Below are 15,889 nucleotides of genomic sequence, written 5' to 3'. Positions count from 1 at the left end.
GTCAGGACTCTGCTCCGGTCCCGTCGTCGCGCGGCGTGCCCTCGGGATGCGGCGGCCGGGAAAGCGCGCGCGCGATGGCGAGTGCGCCGGCAATCGCCATCGGCAGCGACAGGAGAATGCCCATGGTCAGTCCCGGGCCGAAATAGCCGATGTGGGCGTCGGGCACGCGGAAGAACTCCACGAAGATGCGCGAAAGGCCGTAGCCGAGGGCAAACAGGCCGGCGACCAACCCGGGACGGCGCAAGCCGCCGCGCGCGATGGCGATGCGCACGATCACCAGCAGAAGGATGCCTTCCAGCGCGGCTTCGTAGAGCTGGCTCGGATGGCGCGGCTCGGGGCCGGCGCCGGGAAAGACGAAGGCCCAGGGCACATCGGTCGTGCGGCCCCAAAGCTCGGCATTGATGAAATTGGCGATCCGCCCGAAGAACAGCCCGATGGGCGCGACCGCGCCGGCGAGGTCGAACAGCGTCCACAGGGGAATGCCGCGCCGCCAGGCGAAAATCGCCATCGCCGCGACGACGCCGAGGAAGCCGCCGTGAAAGGACATGCCGCCGGACCAGACCGCCAGTGCGTCCAGCGGGTTCTGCAGATAGTAGCCGGGCGCATAGAACAGCACATAGCCGAGCCGCCCGCCGAGGATGGTGCCGACAGTGGCATAGACGACGAAATCGTCGACATCCAGGAGCGAGGGGCGGGTCTGGGCGCCCCACAGCCGGTCCGAGGTGACCAGCGCGCGCATCGACCACCAGCCGAGCAGGAGGCCCGCGATATAGGCAAGCGCGTACCAGCGAATCGCGAAGGGGCCGAATTCGATCAGCACCGGATCGATCGTGGGAAAGGGCAGGACGAGCGCGGGCATTTGATCTCCAGGACTTCCGTTCCGGCGAGCGGATACGGGCGGACGTTGCCGCCGAATGGGGCACACCGTCAAGCACATGCGAATGCGGTGGAATCGCGGCGCGCGACGATTTGACGGGCCGAGGGTGTTTCGCTAGCCGCAAAACCGCATTACCTAGGATGAAGGACAAGGGGCCGATGCCGGCTGCCGACGAAGGAAGGACATTCGCGATGACCCAGGGACCCAACCGCGTTCTCGACGATCTCGCCAAGCTGATGACGGATGCCGCGGGCGTCGCGCAGGGTGCGCGCCGCGAGGTCGAAACGGCCTTCCGCGCCCAGGCCGAGCGGTTCCTGGCGGACATGGATCTGGTCAAGCGCGAGGAGCATGACGTCGTGCGTGACATGGCGGCGAAGGCGCTCGACATGGTCGAGGCGCTGGAGGCGCGCGTGGCCGAACTCGAGGCGGCAGGCGGCAAGGGCTCCGGCAGGACGCCGCCGGCCAACGACGACTGACAGCGGTCTGCTGCACGGACGCTTGGACGCCGGGCCGGTTGATGTCGCCGCTGGCACATCCGGTCGTTGCGGCAGCGCGACCGCTCTCGTCCACAGGCGCAACAGGGTAAATGAAAGGTGAACATATCTTCGCGTCACTTTCTGCCTATATACTGGAAGTGCGCAAAGATTCGCGGTTGATTGTCGCGGATATCACCCGCCCGCATTTGGCGGGGATGCAATCCGGGCACGTGCCACGATCCTGCGGACCGACACGGGCGGACACGCTTCCCGTTTGAGGGGCGGTGCTCCGCAAGCCGAGAGGAACGATGATGAGCCTCATCGACATCGAGTTCGAACGGCCCGCCAATCCCGTCGATACGATTGAGCATATCGCCGCCATCAACGACTGGTCCTTCGAGCGCTCCTGCGAGGAAGAGATCACGATTTCCGTCGCCGGCGGCTGGTGCGACTATCATGTCTCGTTTTCCTGGATGGAAGACCTGGAAGCGCTGCATCTGGCCTGCGCCTTCGACCTCAAGGTGCCGGATCCGCGCCGCACCGAGGTCGTCCGGCTTCTGGCGCTCGTCAACGAGCAGCTCTGGATGGGGCATTTCGACCTGTGGAACCGTGAAGGCGTGGTGATTTTTCGCCAGTCGTTGCTGCTTGCCGGCGGTGCGGAAGCGACCTCGAAGCAGATCGAGGGGCTGCTGACGACCGCGCTGGAAGCCTGCGAGCGCTACTATCAGGCGTTCCAGTTCGTGGTCTGGGCCGGAAAGACCGCCGCCGAGGCCATCGACACCGCCTTGTTCGAGACTGCGGGGGAAGCATGAGTTTTTCGAAGACGCGGCCGCTGGTCCTGGTGGGTGCGGGCAAGATGGGCGGCGCGATGCTTGCCGGCTGGATCGCGTCGGGCACCGATCCCGAAACGATCGCCGTGATCGATCCTGCGCCGTCGTCGGATCTTCTGGCGCTCGCCGGGCGCAAGGGCTTTCGCCTGGATACCGCGATGCCGGCCGGCACGATGGCCGGCGTGCTGCTGCTGGCACTCAAGCCGCAGATGATGGCCGCCGCGCTCGGGGCGCTGAAACCCTTTGTCGATGCGGACACGCTGGTGATCTCGGTCGCCGCCGGTACGCCGGCATCGGTGTTCGAGGAGGCCTTCGACGATGCAGCTGTGGTGCGCGTCATGCCGAACACGCCCTCCCAGGTCGGACGCGGGATGAGCGTTGCCTTTGCGAATGCGCGCACAAGCGAGGCGCAGCGCGAGACGGTCGACACGCTGCTTGCCGCCATCGGCGCCTCCGCCTGGATCGAGAGCGAGGAACAGATGGATGCGGTCACCGCCGTCAGCGGTTCGGGACCGGCCTATGTGTTCTTTCTCACCGAGGCGCTCGCGGCGGCCGGCGTGAAGGCCGGGTTGCCGGAAGAACTTGCCATGCAGATCGCGCGGCAGACGGTCTGCGGCGCGGGCGAACTGATGCATCGCGTCGAGACGCCTGCGTCGGAATTGCGCCGCAACGTGACTTCGCCCAACGGGACGACGGCGGCAGCGCTTGACGTGCTGATGGCGGAGGACGGGCTGCAGCCCGTCATGGATGCGGCGGTCGCGGCGGCGCGCAAGCGCTCGCGGGAACTGGCGGGCTGATACGCCTTCCGGCGTTTCGTTCCAGGTGACGCCTTGCCTTGCACCCTCTGGCGCTCGGCGTGGTTTCGCCCAATCTATGGGGGAGGGCGCGATGCGCCCCGGTCTGTCCGCGCATTCAGGAGGTTCTCGCATGGCAACCCAGAAGACCAAGCAGAAGATCGTATCCGCCTTTCTGTCGCTGCTTGCGGAAAAGGGATGGACCGGTTTCGACATGAGCGACGTTGCAGTGGCGGCTGGCGTCAAACTGTCGGTGCTGCGTGGCACCTTCGCTTCCAAGACCGCTTGTCTCAAGGCGTTTCTCGCCGATATCGACCAGACCGTGCTCGACAGGGTCGATCCGGAAATGGCCGGTGAGCCGGCCCGCGACCGCTTGTTCGACGTGCTGATGAGCCGCCTCGATGCGGTGCAGCCGCATCGCGAGGCCGTGCGAGCGCTGATGGCGGCGACCCGCAAGGACCCGCAACTGGCGCTGGCGCTGAATGCGGAAGCGCAGGTGTCGCTGCGCTGGATGCTGACGGCGGCGGGGCTTCCATCCTCCGGCTTTCGCGCGCGGATGATCTCGCAGGGGCTGGTGGTGGCTTTTTCCCGGGTGGTCGATGTCTGGCTCGACGACGAGGATCCGGGGCTGGCGCGCACCATGTCGGCACTCGACAGGCAACTCGATGATGGAGAGGTCTGGCTGTCGCGTCTCGACCGGGCCGCGGGCCTGCTCAAGCCGCTGGTGCGGCGCGCCCGCACATCCCGGCGCGACGTGCGATCGGCGGAGGATCCCGACACACCGCCTTCCCCCTCGGCGGTGTGAGCGATAAGCTGGCGCGGTTCGGGCGATTTCTTTCCCGACCGCGTGTTTCTCCAGACAGTTAGAGCAGGCCATGAGTTCATCAGACACCGGCGGCGGCCCCGCTTCGCCCCCGCTCGATTTCGACACGTTCCTCAAAGTGGATATTCGCGTCGGCAAGATCGTCGAGGCCGAGCCGTTTCCGGAGGCCCGCCGTCCGGCGTTCAGGCTCAGGATCGATTTCGGCGAGGATCTCGGGATCAAGAAATCCTCCGCCCAGATTACAAAACACTATTCGCCCGAGGAGCTTGTCGGGCGACAGGTGCTTGCCGTGGTCAATTTTCCGCCGCGCCAGATCGGACCGATGATGTCGGAGGTTCTCACGCTCGGCGTTCCGGATGCGGACGGCGAGGTGGTGTTGCTCGCCCCCGACCGGGAGGTTCCGCTGGGCGGGCGGCTGTACTGACGGCGCGGGTCCGCCCGCGCGCCGCCGTCAAAGCGGGATGCGCACGCGCGCGCTCAGGCCGCCGAGCCGCTCGCTCTTTCCCAGAATGATTTCGCCGCCGTGGCCGCGTACGATGTCGCGTGCGATCGCCAGACCGAGTCCGCTGCCGCCCGCGTCCTGGTTGCGCGCCTGGTCGAGGCGGTAGAACGGCCGGAAGACGCTTTCGCGCTGGTCTTCGGGAATGCCCGGTCCATCGTCCTCGACGGTCATCGTCAGCCAGCCGTCCGCATGGCGCACCTCGATGTTCAGCCGGTTGCCGTAGCGTGCGGCATTGGTGACGAGATTGGCAAGCGCGCGCTTGAAGGCGATGGGCTTTACGGTGACGAAGGGATCGCCGGAAAACTGCGAGGTCACCGTGGCGCCGAGAATTTCCGCCTCCGTTTCCAGCTCGTCGACGACGAGCGAGAGGTCCAGTGACTGGGCCTGTTCGTCGCCGTCGCCGCGGGTGAAGGCGAGATAATCCTCCAGCATCGTCTTCATCTCGTCGACGTCGTGTTGCAGCGCGCGCACCTCCTCGCTGTCCTTGAACAGCACGAGTTGCAGCCGGAACCGCGTCAGGATGGTGCGCAGGTCATGGCTGACGCCGGCCAGCATCGTCGTGCGCTGCTCGATCTGGCGTTCGATCCGCCGGCGCATCTCGATGAAGGCCTGGGAGGCACGGCGCACTTCCAGTGCGCCGCTGGGCCGGAAGTCGTCGATCGGGCGGCCCTTGCCGAATTCCTCCGCCGCCGCTGCAAGCCGTTCCACCGGCCGCGTCTGGTTGCGCAGGAACAACAGTGCGATCACCACCAGAACGAGCGATGTGGACACCATCCAGACGATGAAGATATGCGAGTTGGACGCATAGGTCTGGCTGCGCCTCGCGATCACCCTGAGAACGTTCTTCTCCAGCTTGATGCGGATTTCGACGAAGCTGGAGCGTCCGACCGTGTCGATCCAGAAGGGGCGTCCCACGGCGAGGCTGATCTGTTCCGACAGGTAGAGATCCACGATGTCGAAAAAGGGTTTGGGACGCGGTGGCGGCAGGGGTTCCGGCGGCAGCACCGTGACCGAAAGGGCCAGATCCTGGCGCGCCATCTCGGTGATGCGCTCGAAGCCCTCGTCCTGGGGATAATGTTCCATCACGCTGATCAGAAGCGCGATTTCGCGCGCGACCGACTGCGACAGGCGCTGCGTCACCAGATCGTAGTGGCGTTCCATGAAGACGAAGGCCAGCACCGCCTGCATCACCACGATGGGCACGACGATGATCAGCAACGTCCGCGAAAACAGCCCCTTGGGCATGCGCCGGTAGAGCGCCTTCGACAGGGCGCGATAGGGCGTTGCCAGGAGATCGAGCATGCGCTGTGCCGGCGCGGGGAGGCGGATCCGCGCCACGGCCGTCTTCAGCTGTGCGATCGCGGCCGCGACCCCCGCGCCTAGTCGCATACGAGCCGGTATCCGATCCCGCGCACCGTTTGCAGATAGATCGGGTTTCCGGGATCCGTCTCGATCTTGCGGCGCAGCCGGTTGATCTGCACATCGACGGTGCGTTCGCCCAGCCCGCTGTCGTCGCCGACGATTTCGTTGCGCGGCACGGTGTCATTGGGTTTCTCCGCGAACAGCGACAGGATCTCCTTCTCCCGGTCGGTCAGACGCACGACGTCCTCGCCCCGTTTCAGTTCCCGCCGCGCCGTGTCGAAGACAAAGGGGCCGAAACGCACGTCGGCCGGCAGCTCGGCCTCCGGCACGGCCCGCCGCCGCAGGATCGCCCGGAGCCGCAGCAGCAGTTCGCGCGGCTCGAACGGCTTGACCAGGTAATCGTCCGCCCCGGCTTCCAGCCCGGCGATCCGGTCAGTGGCGTCGGAGCGTGCGGTCAGCATGAGAATCGGCACGTCGCTCGTCTGGCGCAGATGGGCTGCAAGCTCCAGCCCGCTTTCGCCGGGCATCATCACGTCGATGATCAGGAGGTCGAACTCGAGCCCGCCGAGAGCGCGCCGCGCGTCGGCCGCGCTTGGCGCGGCGGTGATGCGAAATCCGTGTTCCGACAGGAACCGGCGCAGCAGCGTTCGGATCCGGCTGTCGTCATCCACGAGCAGCAGATGCGGGGCGTCGTCTTCGGGCGGGCTCGCGGCGCTTTTTTCGGCGAGATCGGCAGTCACGGCGCTTGGTCCTTCCTGTGTCCGATGAGATGCGCCACGTCCGCGCGTTGATCGGGATCGATCATGTTGTAGAGGAAAACTCGCGCGGCTTCCCGGCCTTCTTGCGGCAGGTCGGCGAGCGCGGAGCGGATGCGCTCAGCCTGCAGCCGCATCAGCCGCAGGGCAAGCGCGTGACCGCGCTCGGTTGCAAACAGCAGGCGTTCGCGCCGGTCGACGGGGCCCGGCTCCTGAAGAATGTAGTCTTCCTCCACCAGTTGCTTGAGAACGCGGGCGAGGCTCTGCTTGGTGATGCTGAGGATCCCGAGCAGGTCCGTCACCCGAAGGCCCGGATTCCGGCTGACGAAATGCAGCACCCGGTGATGGGCGCGTCCGAAGCCGAATTCGGCAAGGGCGGCGTCCGGGTCGGAGGTGAAGTCGCGGTAGGCAAAAAACAGCAGTTCGATCATGTCGATGGGGACGTCGGGCGGCGCCGGGCGGGCCGGAGACGGCCGGTCGACGGGAAGTGAGAAATTTACGTCAGTCATATTGACTTATTTCCGACCGATTGTTACACATTGGCTTCCTTTCGCGAAATGATCGTACGCAGTCCCTTTGAATGTGTTCTTGATGTTGTTCGTGGAGCGAAACGGGCGCGGCCCTTGAAGCCGGCAGGATGGCGTGTTGACCTCTTTCGTCCCTGTCGGAAAGGAGCCCGTGCCAGCATACAAAGACTTGACGCACCGCGCAAAGTCGTGAATTCGGCTGCTCGGAACGATTACACGGGACGTCGGCGCACTGCGCCGCGCAATGACAGACAAGCGGGACAAGCCCGCTGACACTGCGGGAGAATTCGACATGGCACATTTGCCGTTTGATCAACTCGAAGGCGAAATCTGGTACGACGGCGCGTTCGTTCCCTGGGTCGATGCGAAGCTGCATGTGCTGAGCCACGGCCTGCACTACGCCAGCAGCGTTTTCGAGGGCGAGCGCGCTTATGGCGGCGAAGTGTTCAAGCTCGACGAGCACACCCGCCGGCTGCATGACTCCGCCGAAATTCTCGGCTTCGAGATCCCTTATGACGCGGAGACGATCAACGCTGCCACGCGTGAGCTTCTGGCGCGGATGAAGCTCGTCGACGCCTATGTGCGGCCCGTCGCCTGGCGCGGAAGCGAGATGATGGGCGTGTCTGCGCAAAACAACACCATTCATCTGGCGATCGCCGCCTGGGAATGGCCGAGCTACTTCAAGCCGGAAGAGCGGCTGAAGGGCATCCGCCTCGACATGGCGAAGTACCGTCGTCCCGATCCCGCGACCGCACCGTGCCGCTCCAAGGCTGCCGGCCTCTACATGATCTGCACGCTGTCCAAGCACGAGGCGGAGCGCAAGGGCTATGCCGATGCGCTGATGCTCGACTGGCGCGGGCAGGTGGCCGAAGCCACAGGGGCCAACGTGTTCTTCATCAAGGACGGGAAGATCCACACGCCGACGCCGGACTGCTTCCTCGACGGCATCACCCGGCGCACGGTTATCGGTCTGGCGAAACGGCGCGGCTTCGAGGTGATCGAACGGGCGATCCAGCCCGAGGAAATGGCGGAGTTCGAGGCCTGCTTCCTCACCGGAACGGCGGCGGAAGTAACGCCGGTCTCCGAGATCGGACCCTACAGTTTCCAGGTCGACGCGATTTCGCGCATGCTGATGGAAGACTATCACGCCGAGGTGCAGCCGCGCTCGGCGGCGAAGGTCGCGGTCGCGGGATAATCCTCCGCCGCGACTGCCCGCAGGGACTTGCGCCCCGTCAGACCTCGGTCCGGCGGGGCGTTTCCGTTTCAGACGGGGGGGGCGGCGTCTGCGGGCGCGGGCTGGGTCGTCTGGAACAGCCGGCCCTTTTCGGAGATGAAGACGATCACCAGGGCGATGGCGCCGAAGGTGGCGAAGCCGAGCGCGAGCGGCACCACGGTGCCATCGTAATTCTGGCCGACGATGAAGCCGCAAATTGCGCCCCCGAGGGTCGTCACGAAGCCGAGCACCGACGAGCCGGTTCCCGCGATTTCGCCGAGCGGTTCCATGGCAATCGCGTTGAAGCTCGGGCCGATGAAGCCGAAGAGGAACAGCGTGATCGCCAGCATCGCGGTGAAGGCGTAGAGGTTTTCGGCAATCCAGATGGCCGTTATCGCCTGGAGGAGGCTGATCGCGACAAAGGCCACCAGCGCCCAGTGCGACAGCGGGCGCAGCCCGATGCGTTCCACCAGGGAGGCATTGACGAAGGAGGCCGACGCCATGGCCAGCCCGATCACGGCAAAGACCACCGGAAAGGCGGTGCCGATCCGGAAGGTTTCGACGAAGATCTGCTGGGCGGAGGCGATAAAGCCGAAGAGGGCGCCGAAAATCAGGCCGGTGGCGCACATGTAGCCGAGGGTTATGCGGGTGGTGACGGTCGTCAGGTAGGCGGCGAGAATCGAGCGGGCGGAGACCGGTTGCCGCCGGGTGGCCGGCAGGGTTTCCGGCAGACGCGTGGCGCACCAGATCAGCATGAGGATCCCGCCGAGCGTGAGCAGGAGGAAGATGGCGCGCCAGGGCGCCACGAACAGGATGATCTGTCCGATCGAGGGCGCGATGATCGGCACGACCATGAACACCATCATCACCAGCGACATCACCCGCCCCATCTGCCGTCCGGAATAGCTGTCGCGAACGATCGAGATCGCGACGACCCGGGGGGCGGCACAGCCAATGCCCTGCACCAGCCGCGCGGCCAGAAGATGGTTCATGTCGTTGGCAAAGATGGAAAAGATGCCGGCGACGGCATAAAGCGCAAGCCCGGCGAGCAAGACCGGGCGGCGGCCATAGCGGTCGGACACCGGGCCGTAGAAAAGCTGCGCGGCGCCGAAGCCGACGAGATAGGCGACGAGCACCTTCTGGGTGTCGTTCTCGTTGAGCACGGCCATGGCCGCGCCGATCTCCGGCAGGGCCGGCAGCATGATGTCGATGGCCAGCGAATTCAGCGCCATCAGCGATGCAATCAGCGCGACGAACTCGCGAAAGGAAATGCCTGGGTGTGGCACTGCCGTCGCAGTGCTGCTGGAAACCGGAGAGTGCATGAGAGGTCCTGGCTGGGCAAACGGGTCGCCACTGGGAATGGCAACAAACAGGGAATGTCTGAATTCATCGTACAATTCGCCGAAATGTTGACGAGGTCAAGCAGGGCAACGGGTACCACGCCAACGGGGACGCTTCCAGGCGCCGCGGCAGGCCCGGCGCGAGACGGGCTCGGCGGCGGGGTAGTCAGCGGGACCAGCGGTCCGCGGCGCGCGTATCGGCCTCGCGGGCGTCGACCCAGCCGCCCGAGCCGCCGTCGCGCAGATGTTCCTTCTTCCAGAAGGGAGCGCGGGTCTTGAGATAGTCCATCAGGAAGTCCGCTGCCTGGAAGGCTGCCGCCCTGTGCCGCGAGGCCGCGACCACGAGGACGATGTTTTCCCCGGGCGCAATCCGGCCGTGCCGATGGATCGCCGTCAGCCCGGTGATCGGCCAGCGCGCCGCCGCGTCGCGCGCGATCCGTCCGATCTCGGCTTCCGCCATGCCCGGATAGTGTTCCAGTTCGAGTGCGGACAGACGGCCGTTTTCATCCCGGCACAGGCCGGTGAAACTCACGACCGCCCCGACATTCGCGCCGGTTTCCGACAGCCGCTCGATCTCGCGCGCGGTGTCGAAATCCTCAAGCTGGATGCGCACCGTGATTGCCGCCGGGGGGCGGTCGTCCTGCGGGGCGGCATTCTCGGCGGATTTGGCGTGTGTCATCGTGTGTCGTCGTCCGGCCGCAGGCGGATCACCCGCCGGTCATTGGCGGAAAGAACGCCGCCTCGCGCGCGCCGTTCAGCGGCGCTTCATGGTCGACGTGCTCCTGATCGAGGGCGACCTTGATTGCATCGCGTTCGGCGAAGGCGCCGGCATAGGCCTCGTCGCGGGCGCTCAGCCAGTCGATCAGCGCGCCGACGGTTGCCACGGTGTCGGGGACCTCGACGGTTTCCGCGTCGCGTCCGATGCGTTCGCGCACCCAGGCGAAATAGCGCAATTGCATGTCGTTCCCCGTGAGTTAATCGGTCATCAGGTGACCGATGCCTGCTCGGAAATAGTCGTAGCCGGTATATAGGGTCAAAATGGCGGCGATCCAAAGGGCAGTCAGACCGACAAGCTGCGTGCCCGGCAGGATCGCCTCGCCGGCGGGGCCGGCCAGCAGCAGCGCGATGGCGACCAGCTGCACGGTGGTCTTCCATTTGGCCAGCCGCGTCACCGGCACGCTGACGCGCAGCACGGCGAGAAATTCGCGCAGGCCCGACACCAGGATCTCGCGGCACAGGATGATCGCGGCGGCGATCATCGACCAGCCGCCGATGTCGCCCTTGCCGGCGAGCAACAGCAGGCAGACCGCGACCAGAAGCTTGTCGGCGATCGGGTCGAGCATCTGTCCGAGCCGGGACTGCTGTTGCCAGGCGCGGGCGAGATAGCCGTCGAAGAAATCGGTTATGGCGGCGACGATGAAGATCCCGAGCGCGATCCAGCGGGCCGTGTTCCCGGGAAAATACAGGCAGAACATCACCCCCGGGACGGCAAGGATGCGCCCGTAGGTCAGGATGTTCGGCAGGTTCCAGACATGGGATCGCGACATTTCTTGAAGACTGTGCCTTGTACGGGGGGACGTCGGGTCTGATCCTTCAAGCATGTTGGCCGGGAAACGTCAATTGCGCATCCGGCCAAGCGAAAGGGCGTGGAAGACCCGGGCCGGATTGGCGAAAATTCGCAAAGCGGCCCTTTGTTCCCGACGCAAAATCGACCGATACTGCGGCCCGTCACCAATTCGGGCACACGGGGTCTTCATGAGCGCTTCGACAAACCATCTCGGCCAGCCGATCGGCGCACCGCTTCCCGACTGGACGCCGCGGCCGCATCCGCCCCGCACGGCGATGCAGGGCCGTTTTTGCCGCGTCGAGCCGTTCGACCTCGTGCGGCATGCCGGCGATCTTCATGCAGCCTATGCGCAGGACCGCGAGGGGCGGATCTGGACCTACATGGGCTATGGCCCGTTTGCCGGGGAAGCCGACTATCGCCGCTTTGCCGAAGCGACCTGCTGCGGCAACGACCCGCTGTTTCATGCCGTGGTCGACAAAGGAACAGGCCATGCGCTGGGGGTCGCGAGTTTTTTGCGCATCGATCCGGCGAACGGGGCCGTCGAGGTCGGCCACATCAATTTCGCGCCCGCGCTGCAGCAGACCGCAATGGCGACCGAGGCGATGTACCTGATGATGCGGCGGGTGTTCGACGAGCTGGGCTATCGCCGATACGAGTGGAAATGCGATTCGCTCAACGCCGGCTCCATGCGCGCCGCGCGGCGGCTCGGCTTCACCTATGAAGGCACCTTCCGCCAGGCAATGATCTACAAGGGCCGCAACCGCGACACGGCGTGGTTCTCGGTGACCGACGCGGAGTGGCCGGCGCTGAAACGCGCGTTCGAAGCCTGGCTCGCGCCGGAGAATTTCGACGCCGACGGGCGCCAGCGACAGGGTCTGGAAGACCTGCGCGGCAGCTGACAGCCCGGCCCGGTGTCAGGCAAAGATCCGCTCACCCTGTTCGTCGATGATCTGCCTGGCCTTGCGCAGGCTGAAGTCCGCCGCCTCGTCGCGGCCGGGCACCTGATCGGCGCGAATGAAGGCGTGCTCGCGCATTTCCCCGTCTGCGTCCGGCTTCGAGATCGTGCCGCCGACCTGCCACTGCCCGTTGCGTTGGGTCGGCGCGGGCACAATGGTGAAGCCCTTGTAGTCGACCGCCGGGAACGCCACGCTGGAGGCGCGCTTTTCGCCGCCGCCAAACAGCCCGCCGAGAATCCTGCCGAATACCATGAGTGCTCCTTTGACCGCCCACTCGCGCCGGGCCATCCGGCCGATCGTCTCCGCGCGGGTCTAGTCGTTTGCGTGCGCCAGTTGCCGCCGCGACCAGTGGCGACGGCACAGGGAAACATAGCGATCCTCGCCGCCGATCACCACCTGTTCCCCGTCCTCAAGGATCTCGCCCGACGGGCCGAGGCGGGCGACCATCGTCGCCTTGCGCCCGCACCAGCAGATCGTCTTGACCTCGCGCAGCGTGTCGGCGAGCGCCAGAAGCGCCGCGCTGCCGGGAAAGAGCCTGCCCTGGAAGTCGGTGCGCAAGCCGTAACACATCACCGGAATGCCGAGGTCGTCGGCGACGCCGGCAAGCTGCCAGACCTGCGCCTCGCTCAGGAATTGCGCCTCGTCGACGAAGACGCAGTCGATGCGGTCCTCGTCGCGCCGCCCGGCGATATGGGCGCGCAGGTCGGTGCCGGTCTCGAAGAGGTCGGCGTCACAGGCAAGCCCGATGCGCGAGGCGATGCGCCCGCGCCCCGAGCGGTCGTCGAGGGCGGCGGTCAGGAGCAGCGTGTGCATGCCGCGTTCGCGGTAGTTGTAGGCCGCCTGCAGCAGGATCGTGGACTTGCCGGCGTTCATCGAGGAGTAGCTGAAATAGAGTTTGGCCATGGGTCCGGTCCGGATGTTTTCACCCATCCTGCCCGGATTCGGCGCGGTCTCCGCCGGTGACTGCCGGATTTTGCACAGCAAATCCCGGCAGCTTGCGCGCCGCCTATTCGTGGAAGTGGTCGTAGATCGTGCGGGCCACCGATTCGGAGACGCCGTCGACCGCCATCAGATCCTCCATGCCGGCGCGCGAGACCGCTTTGGCGGTGCCGAAGTGGCGCAAGAGCGCGCGCTTGCGGCTCGGGCCGATGCCGGCGATGTCGTCGAGCGGGCTTTTGGAGATGTCCTTCTTGCGCCGCGCCCGGTGTGAACCGATGGCGAAACGGTGCGCCTCGTCGCGCAGACGCTGGATAAAATAAAGCACGGGATCGCGCTCGGGCAGCATGAAGGAGGGCTTGCCCGGCATGAAGAATTTCTCCCGCCCCGCGTCGCGATCCGGCCCCTTGGCGATGCCGATCAGCGGCACGTCATCGAGGCCGAGTTCGCCAAGCGTCTCGGTTGCTGCGTTCAGCTGGCCGATGCCGCCATCGACGAAGACCACGTCCGGCCAGGCCGGGATGGCCGCCGGATCGGCGGACTGCGCGGCGTCGTCCGCTTCCGCCTGCCCTGTTTCTGTCTGCGGCTTTCCGGCGTCGGTGGCTTCTTGCGGGATTGCGGGCGGGCGCTCGTCGCCATGTTCCTTCACCAGCCGCGAGAAGCGCCGTTTCAGCACCTCGCGCATCATGCCGTAGTCGTCGCCGGGAACCAGATCCTCCGACTTGATGTTGAATTTCCGGTAGTGCGCCTTGGCGAAGCCCTCCGGTCCGGCGACGATCATGCCGCCGACGGCGTTGGTGCCGGAGATATGCGAGTTGTCGTAGACCTCGATGCGGCGGGGCGTCTCCTTGAGGCCGAAGACCTCCGCCATTCCCTTGAGCAGGCGGGCCTGGCTGCTTGTTTCGGCAAGCCGGCGCCCGAGCGCCTCGCGCGCGTTCTTCATGGCGTGTTCGATCAGCTCGCGCTTCTCGCCGCGCAGGGGAACGGCGACCTCGACCTTGTGGCCCATGCGCTCCCCAAGCGCTGCCGCCAGCAGCGGCCGTTCGGCGATGTCGTGCGACAGCAGCAACAGGCGCGGGGCCGGCTTGTCGTCATAGAATTGCGCCAGGAAGCTTTCCAGCACGTCCTGTTCGCCGAGCGACTTGTCGGCGCGGGGAAATTGCGCGTAGTTGCCCCAGTTCTGGCCGGTGCGGAAGAAGAACACCTGGATGCAGGTCTGCCCGCCCTCCTGATGGATGGCGAAGACGTCCGCCTCTTCCACGGTGCGCGGGTTGATCCCCTGATGCGACTGGACATGCGACAGCGCCGCCAGCCGGTCGCGGTAGATCGCGGCGCTTTCGTAATCGAGCGCCTCCGCCGCCTGTTCCATCTGGACGGCGAGTTCCTTCTTCACGATCTGGCTGCGGCCGGAAAGAAACGCCTTCGCCTCGGCGACGAGGCCGGCGTAATCCTCCGGCGAGACCTCGCCGGTGCAGGGCGCGGCGCAACGCTTGATCTGGTGGAGCAGGCAGGGGCGCGACCGGTTGGCGTAATAGCTGTCGGTGCAATTGCGCACCAGAAACGCCTTTTGCAGCGCGTTGATCGTGCGGTTGACCGCGCCGGCGGAGGCGAAGGGGCCGAAATAGCTGCCCTTGCGCCGGCGCGCGCCGCGATGTTTCACCAGCGCCGGCGCCTCGTGATCGCCGGTCACCAGGATGTAGGGAAACGATTTGTCGTCGCGCAGAAGCACGTTGAAGCGCGGGCGCAGCCGCTTGATCAGGTTGGCTTCCAGAAGCAGGGCTTCCGTCTCGGTGCCCGTCGTGACGAACTCCATCGAGGCGGTGGCCATGATCATGCGCAGGATGCGGTTGGGCTGGCCCTGAAGGCGCGTGTAGCTCGTCACCCGCTTCTTCAGCGACTTCGCCTTGCCGACGTAGAGCACGTCGCCGTTCTCGTCGAGCATGCGGTAGACGCCGGGCGAAAGCGGCAGCCGCTTGACGAAATGCGCGATCACGTCGGCCCCGCGCGCATCGGGACCGAGTGGCGTCGCTGCGCGCTCGAATTCCGCCTCCGGTGCGATGTCGGAGCCGGCGTGCGTGGTCGTGTCGTCCGGGTCGTCCTGTTCGATCATTCCGAAATGCCTACGACGTCGGGCGTCTCCCAGGCAAGATGCTGGCCGCCGTCGAGCGCGATCATCTGTCCGGTGACGGAGGGCGTGTCCCACAGGTAACGGATCGTGCGGGCGAATTCGCAAAGTTCCGGCCCGTGACCGAGCAGCGTGGAGGAGGTCTGCTTGAGGAAGTCGCTCGGGTCCTGGCGCGTGTTGGAAAGCGTCGGTCCCGGCCCGATGCCGTTGACGCGAATGCGCGGCGCCAGACCCTGAGCCAGTGTCTGCGTGGCCGTCCAAAGGGCTGCCTTCGACAGTGTGTAGGAGAGAAACTGCGGCGTCAGTTTCCAGACCCGTTGGTCGATGATGTTGACGATCAGGCCCTTTTGTCCGGCGGGCAGGCGTTCGGCCATTGCGTTGGCGAGAAAGACCGGCGCACGCGTGTGGATCGCGAAATGGCGCTCGTAGCGGGCCAGATCGAGATCGCCGATCCCGTCGTTCTCGAAGATCGAGGCGCTGTTGACGAGAAGTTGCACCGGGCCGAGCGCATCGCAGGCCGCGTGCATCAGGCGCTCCGGCGCATCCGGATCGGTGAGGTCGGCCTGAAACACCTGTGCCGTTCCGCCGGCCGCGCGGATTTCGGCGCAGAGCGCCTCGGCCTCGCTTGTCGCGCGGTGGGCATGGATCGCGACGGAAAACCCGTCACGCGCGAGATCGCCGGCGATCGCCCGCCCGATGCGGCGCGCGCCGCCGGTCACCAGGGCGAGCGGGCGTTCGCGAGAGGGTGTGACCGGAGTGTCCGCCGAAGATGCGGCGGGAAGGCTGTTGGACATGAGCGCTCACGG

General features: G+C 66.0%; 19 protein-coding genes. 7 read left to right on the top strand and 12 right to left on the bottom strand.

Features of this window, described 5'->3' with window-relative positions; translation table 11 throughout:
- Position 1 precedes the first annotated feature (1 nt).
- Positions 2–859, bottom strand: coding sequence for a prolipoprotein diacylglyceryl transferase (gene lgt / locus G572_RS24030; protein ID WP_051242418.1), 858 nt, complete (start codon positions 857–859; stop codon positions 2–4).
- Between the two features lie 209 nt (positions 860–1,068).
- Here lgt and G572_RS0114475 point away from each other — a divergent pair, with 209 nt between their 5' ends.
- The 5 genes from G572_RS0114475 to G572_RS0114455 all read left to right on the top strand — a co-directional run bounded on the left by G572_RS0114475 (position 1,069) and on the right by G572_RS0114455 (position 4,224).
- Positions 1,069–1,353 (top strand): accessory factor UbiK family protein, encoded by a 285-nt coding sequence (locus G572_RS0114475; protein WP_029059087.1) that lies wholly within the window; start codon positions 1,069–1,071, stop codon positions 1,351–1,353.
- A 311-nt stretch (positions 1,354–1,664) separates the two neighbouring features.
- Positions 1,665–2,165: a type III secretion system chaperone family protein gene (locus tag G572_RS0114470; RefSeq protein WP_029059086.1), complete on the top strand. Its 501-nt coding sequence runs from the start codon at positions 1,665–1,667 to the stop codon at positions 2,163–2,165.
- Positions 2,162–2,980: a pyrroline-5-carboxylate reductase gene (gene proC, locus G572_RS0114465; protein WP_029059085.1), complete on the top strand. Its 819-nt coding sequence runs from the start codon at positions 2,162–2,164 to the stop codon at positions 2,978–2,980. The genes G572_RS0114470 and proC overlap by 4 nt, the downstream gene beginning before the upstream one ends.
- A 130-nt stretch (positions 2,981–3,110) precedes the next feature.
- Positions 3,111–3,782, top strand: a complete 672-nt coding sequence (locus tag G572_RS0114460; protein WP_029059084.1) for a TetR/AcrR family transcriptional regulator — start codon at positions 3,111–3,113, stop codon at positions 3,780–3,782.
- A gap of 70 nt (positions 3,783–3,852) precedes the next feature.
- Positions 3,853–4,224 carry a tRNA-binding protein gene (locus G572_RS0114455; protein WP_029059083.1) on the top strand — a complete coding sequence of 124 codons (372 nt, stop codon included), beginning with the start codon at positions 3,853–3,855 and terminating at the stop codon, positions 4,222–4,224.
- Between the two features lie 27 nt (positions 4,225–4,251).
- Here the strand turns inward: G572_RS0114455 and G572_RS0114450 are convergent, their stop codons facing one another.
- The 3 genes from G572_RS0114450 to G572_RS0114440 all read right to left on the bottom strand — a co-directional run bounded on the left by G572_RS0114450 (position 4,252) and on the right by G572_RS0114440 (position 6,928).
- Positions 4,252–5,592 carry an ATP-binding protein gene (locus tag G572_RS0114450; protein WP_208979137.1) on the bottom strand — a complete coding sequence of 447 codons (1,341 nt, stop codon included), beginning with the start codon at positions 5,590–5,592 and terminating at the stop codon, positions 4,252–4,254.
- Positions 5,593–5,681: 89 nt separating this feature from the next.
- Positions 5,682–6,404 (bottom strand): response regulator, encoded by a 723-nt coding sequence (locus G572_RS0114445; RefSeq protein ID WP_029059081.1) that lies wholly within the window; start codon positions 6,402–6,404, stop codon positions 5,682–5,684.
- Positions 6,401–6,928, bottom strand: coding sequence for a MarR family winged helix-turn-helix transcriptional regulator (locus G572_RS0114440; protein WP_029059080.1), 528 nt, complete (start codon positions 6,926–6,928; stop codon positions 6,401–6,403). The genes G572_RS0114445 and G572_RS0114440 overlap by 4 nt, the downstream gene beginning before the upstream one ends.
- Positions 6,929–7,238: 310 nt before the next feature.
- On the opposite strand from G572_RS0114440, the gene G572_RS0114435 reads away from it, so the two are divergent.
- Complete coding sequence (locus G572_RS0114435; RefSeq protein WP_029059079.1) at positions 7,239–8,141, top strand: branched-chain amino acid aminotransferase; 903 nt, start codon at positions 7,239–7,241, stop codon at positions 8,139–8,141.
- A 68-nt stretch (positions 8,142–8,209) separates the two neighbouring features.
- On the opposite strand, the gene G572_RS24025 is transcribed toward G572_RS0114435, so the two are convergent.
- The 4 genes from G572_RS24025 to pgsA all read right to left on the bottom strand — a co-directional run bounded on the left by G572_RS24025 (position 8,210) and on the right by pgsA (position 11,046).
- Positions 8,210–9,481: a multidrug effflux MFS transporter gene (locus G572_RS24025; protein ID WP_037546906.1), complete on the bottom strand. Its 1,272-nt coding sequence runs from the start codon at positions 9,479–9,481 to the stop codon at positions 8,210–8,212.
- Between the two features lie 184 nt (positions 9,482–9,665).
- Positions 9,666–10,178, bottom strand: a complete 513-nt coding sequence (locus tag G572_RS0114425) for a molybdenum cofactor biosynthesis protein MoaE (RefSeq protein WP_051242416.1) — start codon at positions 10,176–10,178, stop codon at positions 9,666–9,668.
- 28 nt (positions 10,179–10,206) lie between these two features.
- Positions 10,207–10,458 (bottom strand): molybdopterin converting factor subunit 1, encoded by a 252-nt coding sequence (moaD, locus tag G572_RS0114420; protein ID WP_029059077.1) that lies wholly within the window; start codon positions 10,456–10,458, stop codon positions 10,207–10,209.
- A gap of 15 nt (positions 10,459–10,473) precedes the next feature.
- Positions 10,474–11,046 (bottom strand): CDP-diacylglycerol--glycerol-3-phosphate 3-phosphatidyltransferase, encoded by a 573-nt coding sequence (gene pgsA / locus G572_RS0114415; protein ID WP_029059076.1) that lies wholly within the window; start codon positions 11,044–11,046, stop codon positions 10,474–10,476.
- 208 nt (positions 11,047–11,254) lie between these two features.
- Here pgsA and G572_RS0114410 point away from each other — a divergent pair, with 208 nt between their 5' ends.
- On the top strand, positions 11,255–11,965 hold the full coding sequence (locus G572_RS0114410; protein ID WP_029059075.1) for a GNAT family N-acetyltransferase: 711 nt from the start codon (positions 11,255–11,257) through the stop codon (positions 11,963–11,965).
- 15 nt (positions 11,966–11,980) lie between these two features.
- On the opposite strand, the gene G572_RS0114405 is transcribed toward G572_RS0114410, so the two are convergent.
- The 4 genes from G572_RS0114405 to G572_RS0114390 all read right to left on the bottom strand — a co-directional run bounded on the left by G572_RS0114405 (position 11,981) and on the right by G572_RS0114390 (position 15,877).
- The gene (locus G572_RS0114405) at positions 11,981–12,274 is read right to left on the bottom strand and encodes an HlyU family transcriptional regulator (RefSeq protein WP_029059074.1); all 294 of its coding nucleotides are present in this window, start codon (positions 12,272–12,274) and stop codon (positions 11,981–11,983) included.
- A gap of 60 nt (positions 12,275–12,334) precedes the next feature.
- Positions 12,335–12,925, bottom strand: coding sequence for a thymidine kinase (locus G572_RS0114400; protein ID WP_029059073.1), 591 nt, complete (start codon positions 12,923–12,925; stop codon positions 12,335–12,337).
- 103 nt (positions 12,926–13,028) lie between these two features.
- Positions 13,029–15,068 (bottom strand): excinuclease ABC subunit UvrC, encoded by a 2,040-nt coding sequence (gene uvrC / locus G572_RS0114395; protein ID WP_037546903.1) that lies wholly within the window; start codon positions 15,066–15,068, stop codon positions 13,029–13,031.
- Positions 15,065–15,877, bottom strand: a complete 813-nt coding sequence (locus G572_RS0114390) for an SDR family oxidoreductase (protein ID WP_084650150.1) — start codon at positions 15,875–15,877, stop codon at positions 15,065–15,067. Before G572_RS0114390 ends, uvrC begins: the two co-directional genes overlap by 4 nt.
- Between the last annotated feature and the right edge of the window lie 12 nt (positions 15,878–15,889).

It is taken from the genome of Stappia stellulata DSM 5886, assembly GCF_000423705.1.
Taxonomy (GTDB): domain Bacteria; phylum Pseudomonadota; class Alphaproteobacteria; order Rhizobiales; family Stappiaceae; genus Stappia; species Stappia stellulata.
This window is presented reverse-complemented; position numbering and strand designations above follow the sequence as displayed.

Excerpts from the sequence above, each read along its gene's own strand:
- lgt (WP_051242418.1), bottom strand. The coding sequence starts at position 859 with ATGCCCGCGCTCGTCCTGCCCTTTCCCACGATCGATCCGGTGCTGATC.
- G572_RS0114475 (WP_029059087.1), top strand. The coding sequence starts at position 1,069 with ATGACCCAGGGACCCAACCGCGTTCTCGACGATCTCGCCAAGCTGATG.
- G572_RS0114470 (WP_029059086.1), top strand. The coding sequence starts at position 1,665 with ATGAGCCTCATCGACATCGAGTTCGAACGGCCCGCCAATCCCGTCGAT.
- proC (WP_029059085.1), top strand. The coding sequence starts at position 2,162 with ATGAGTTTTTCGAAGACGCGGCCGCTGGTCCTGGTGGGTGCGGGCAAG.
- G572_RS0114460 (WP_029059084.1), top strand. The coding sequence starts at position 3,111 with ATGGCAACCCAGAAGACCAAGCAGAAGATCGTATCCGCCTTTCTGTCG.
- G572_RS0114455 (WP_029059083.1), top strand. The coding sequence starts at position 3,853 with ATGAGTTCATCAGACACCGGCGGCGGCCCCGCTTCGCCCCCGCTCGAT.
- G572_RS0114440 (WP_029059080.1), bottom strand. The coding sequence starts at position 6,928 with ATGACTGACGTAAATTTCTCACTTCCCGTCGACCGGCCGTCTCCGGCC.
- G572_RS0114435 (WP_029059079.1), top strand. The coding sequence starts at position 7,239 with ATGGCACATTTGCCGTTTGATCAACTCGAAGGCGAAATCTGGTACGAC.
- G572_RS24025 (WP_037546906.1), bottom strand. The coding sequence starts at position 9,481 with ATGCACTCTCCGGTTTCCAGCAGCACTGCGACGGCAGTGCCACACCCA.
- G572_RS0114425 (WP_051242416.1), bottom strand. The coding sequence starts at position 10,178 with ATGACACACGCCAAATCCGCCGAGAATGCCGCCCCGCAGGACGACCGC.
- moaD (WP_029059077.1), bottom strand. The coding sequence starts at position 10,458 with ATGCAATTGCGCTATTTCGCCTGGGTGCGCGAACGCATCGGACGCGAC.
- pgsA (WP_029059076.1), bottom strand. The coding sequence starts at position 11,046 with ATGTCGCGATCCCATGTCTGGAACCTGCCGAACATCCTGACCTACGGG.
- G572_RS0114410 (WP_029059075.1), top strand. The coding sequence starts at position 11,255 with ATGAGCGCTTCGACAAACCATCTCGGCCAGCCGATCGGCGCACCGCTT.
- G572_RS0114405 (WP_029059074.1), bottom strand. The coding sequence starts at position 12,274 with ATGGTATTCGGCAGGATTCTCGGCGGGCTGTTTGGCGGCGGCGAAAAG.
- G572_RS0114400 (WP_029059073.1), bottom strand. The coding sequence starts at position 12,925 with ATGGCCAAACTCTATTTCAGCTACTCCTCGATGAACGCCGGCAAGTCC.
- uvrC (WP_037546903.1), bottom strand. The coding sequence starts at position 15,068 with ATGATCGAACAGGACGACCCGGACGACACGACCACGCACGCCGGCTCC.
- G572_RS0114390 (WP_084650150.1), bottom strand. The coding sequence starts at position 15,877 with ATGTCCAACAGCCTTCCCGCCGCATCTTCGGCGGACACTCCGGTCACA.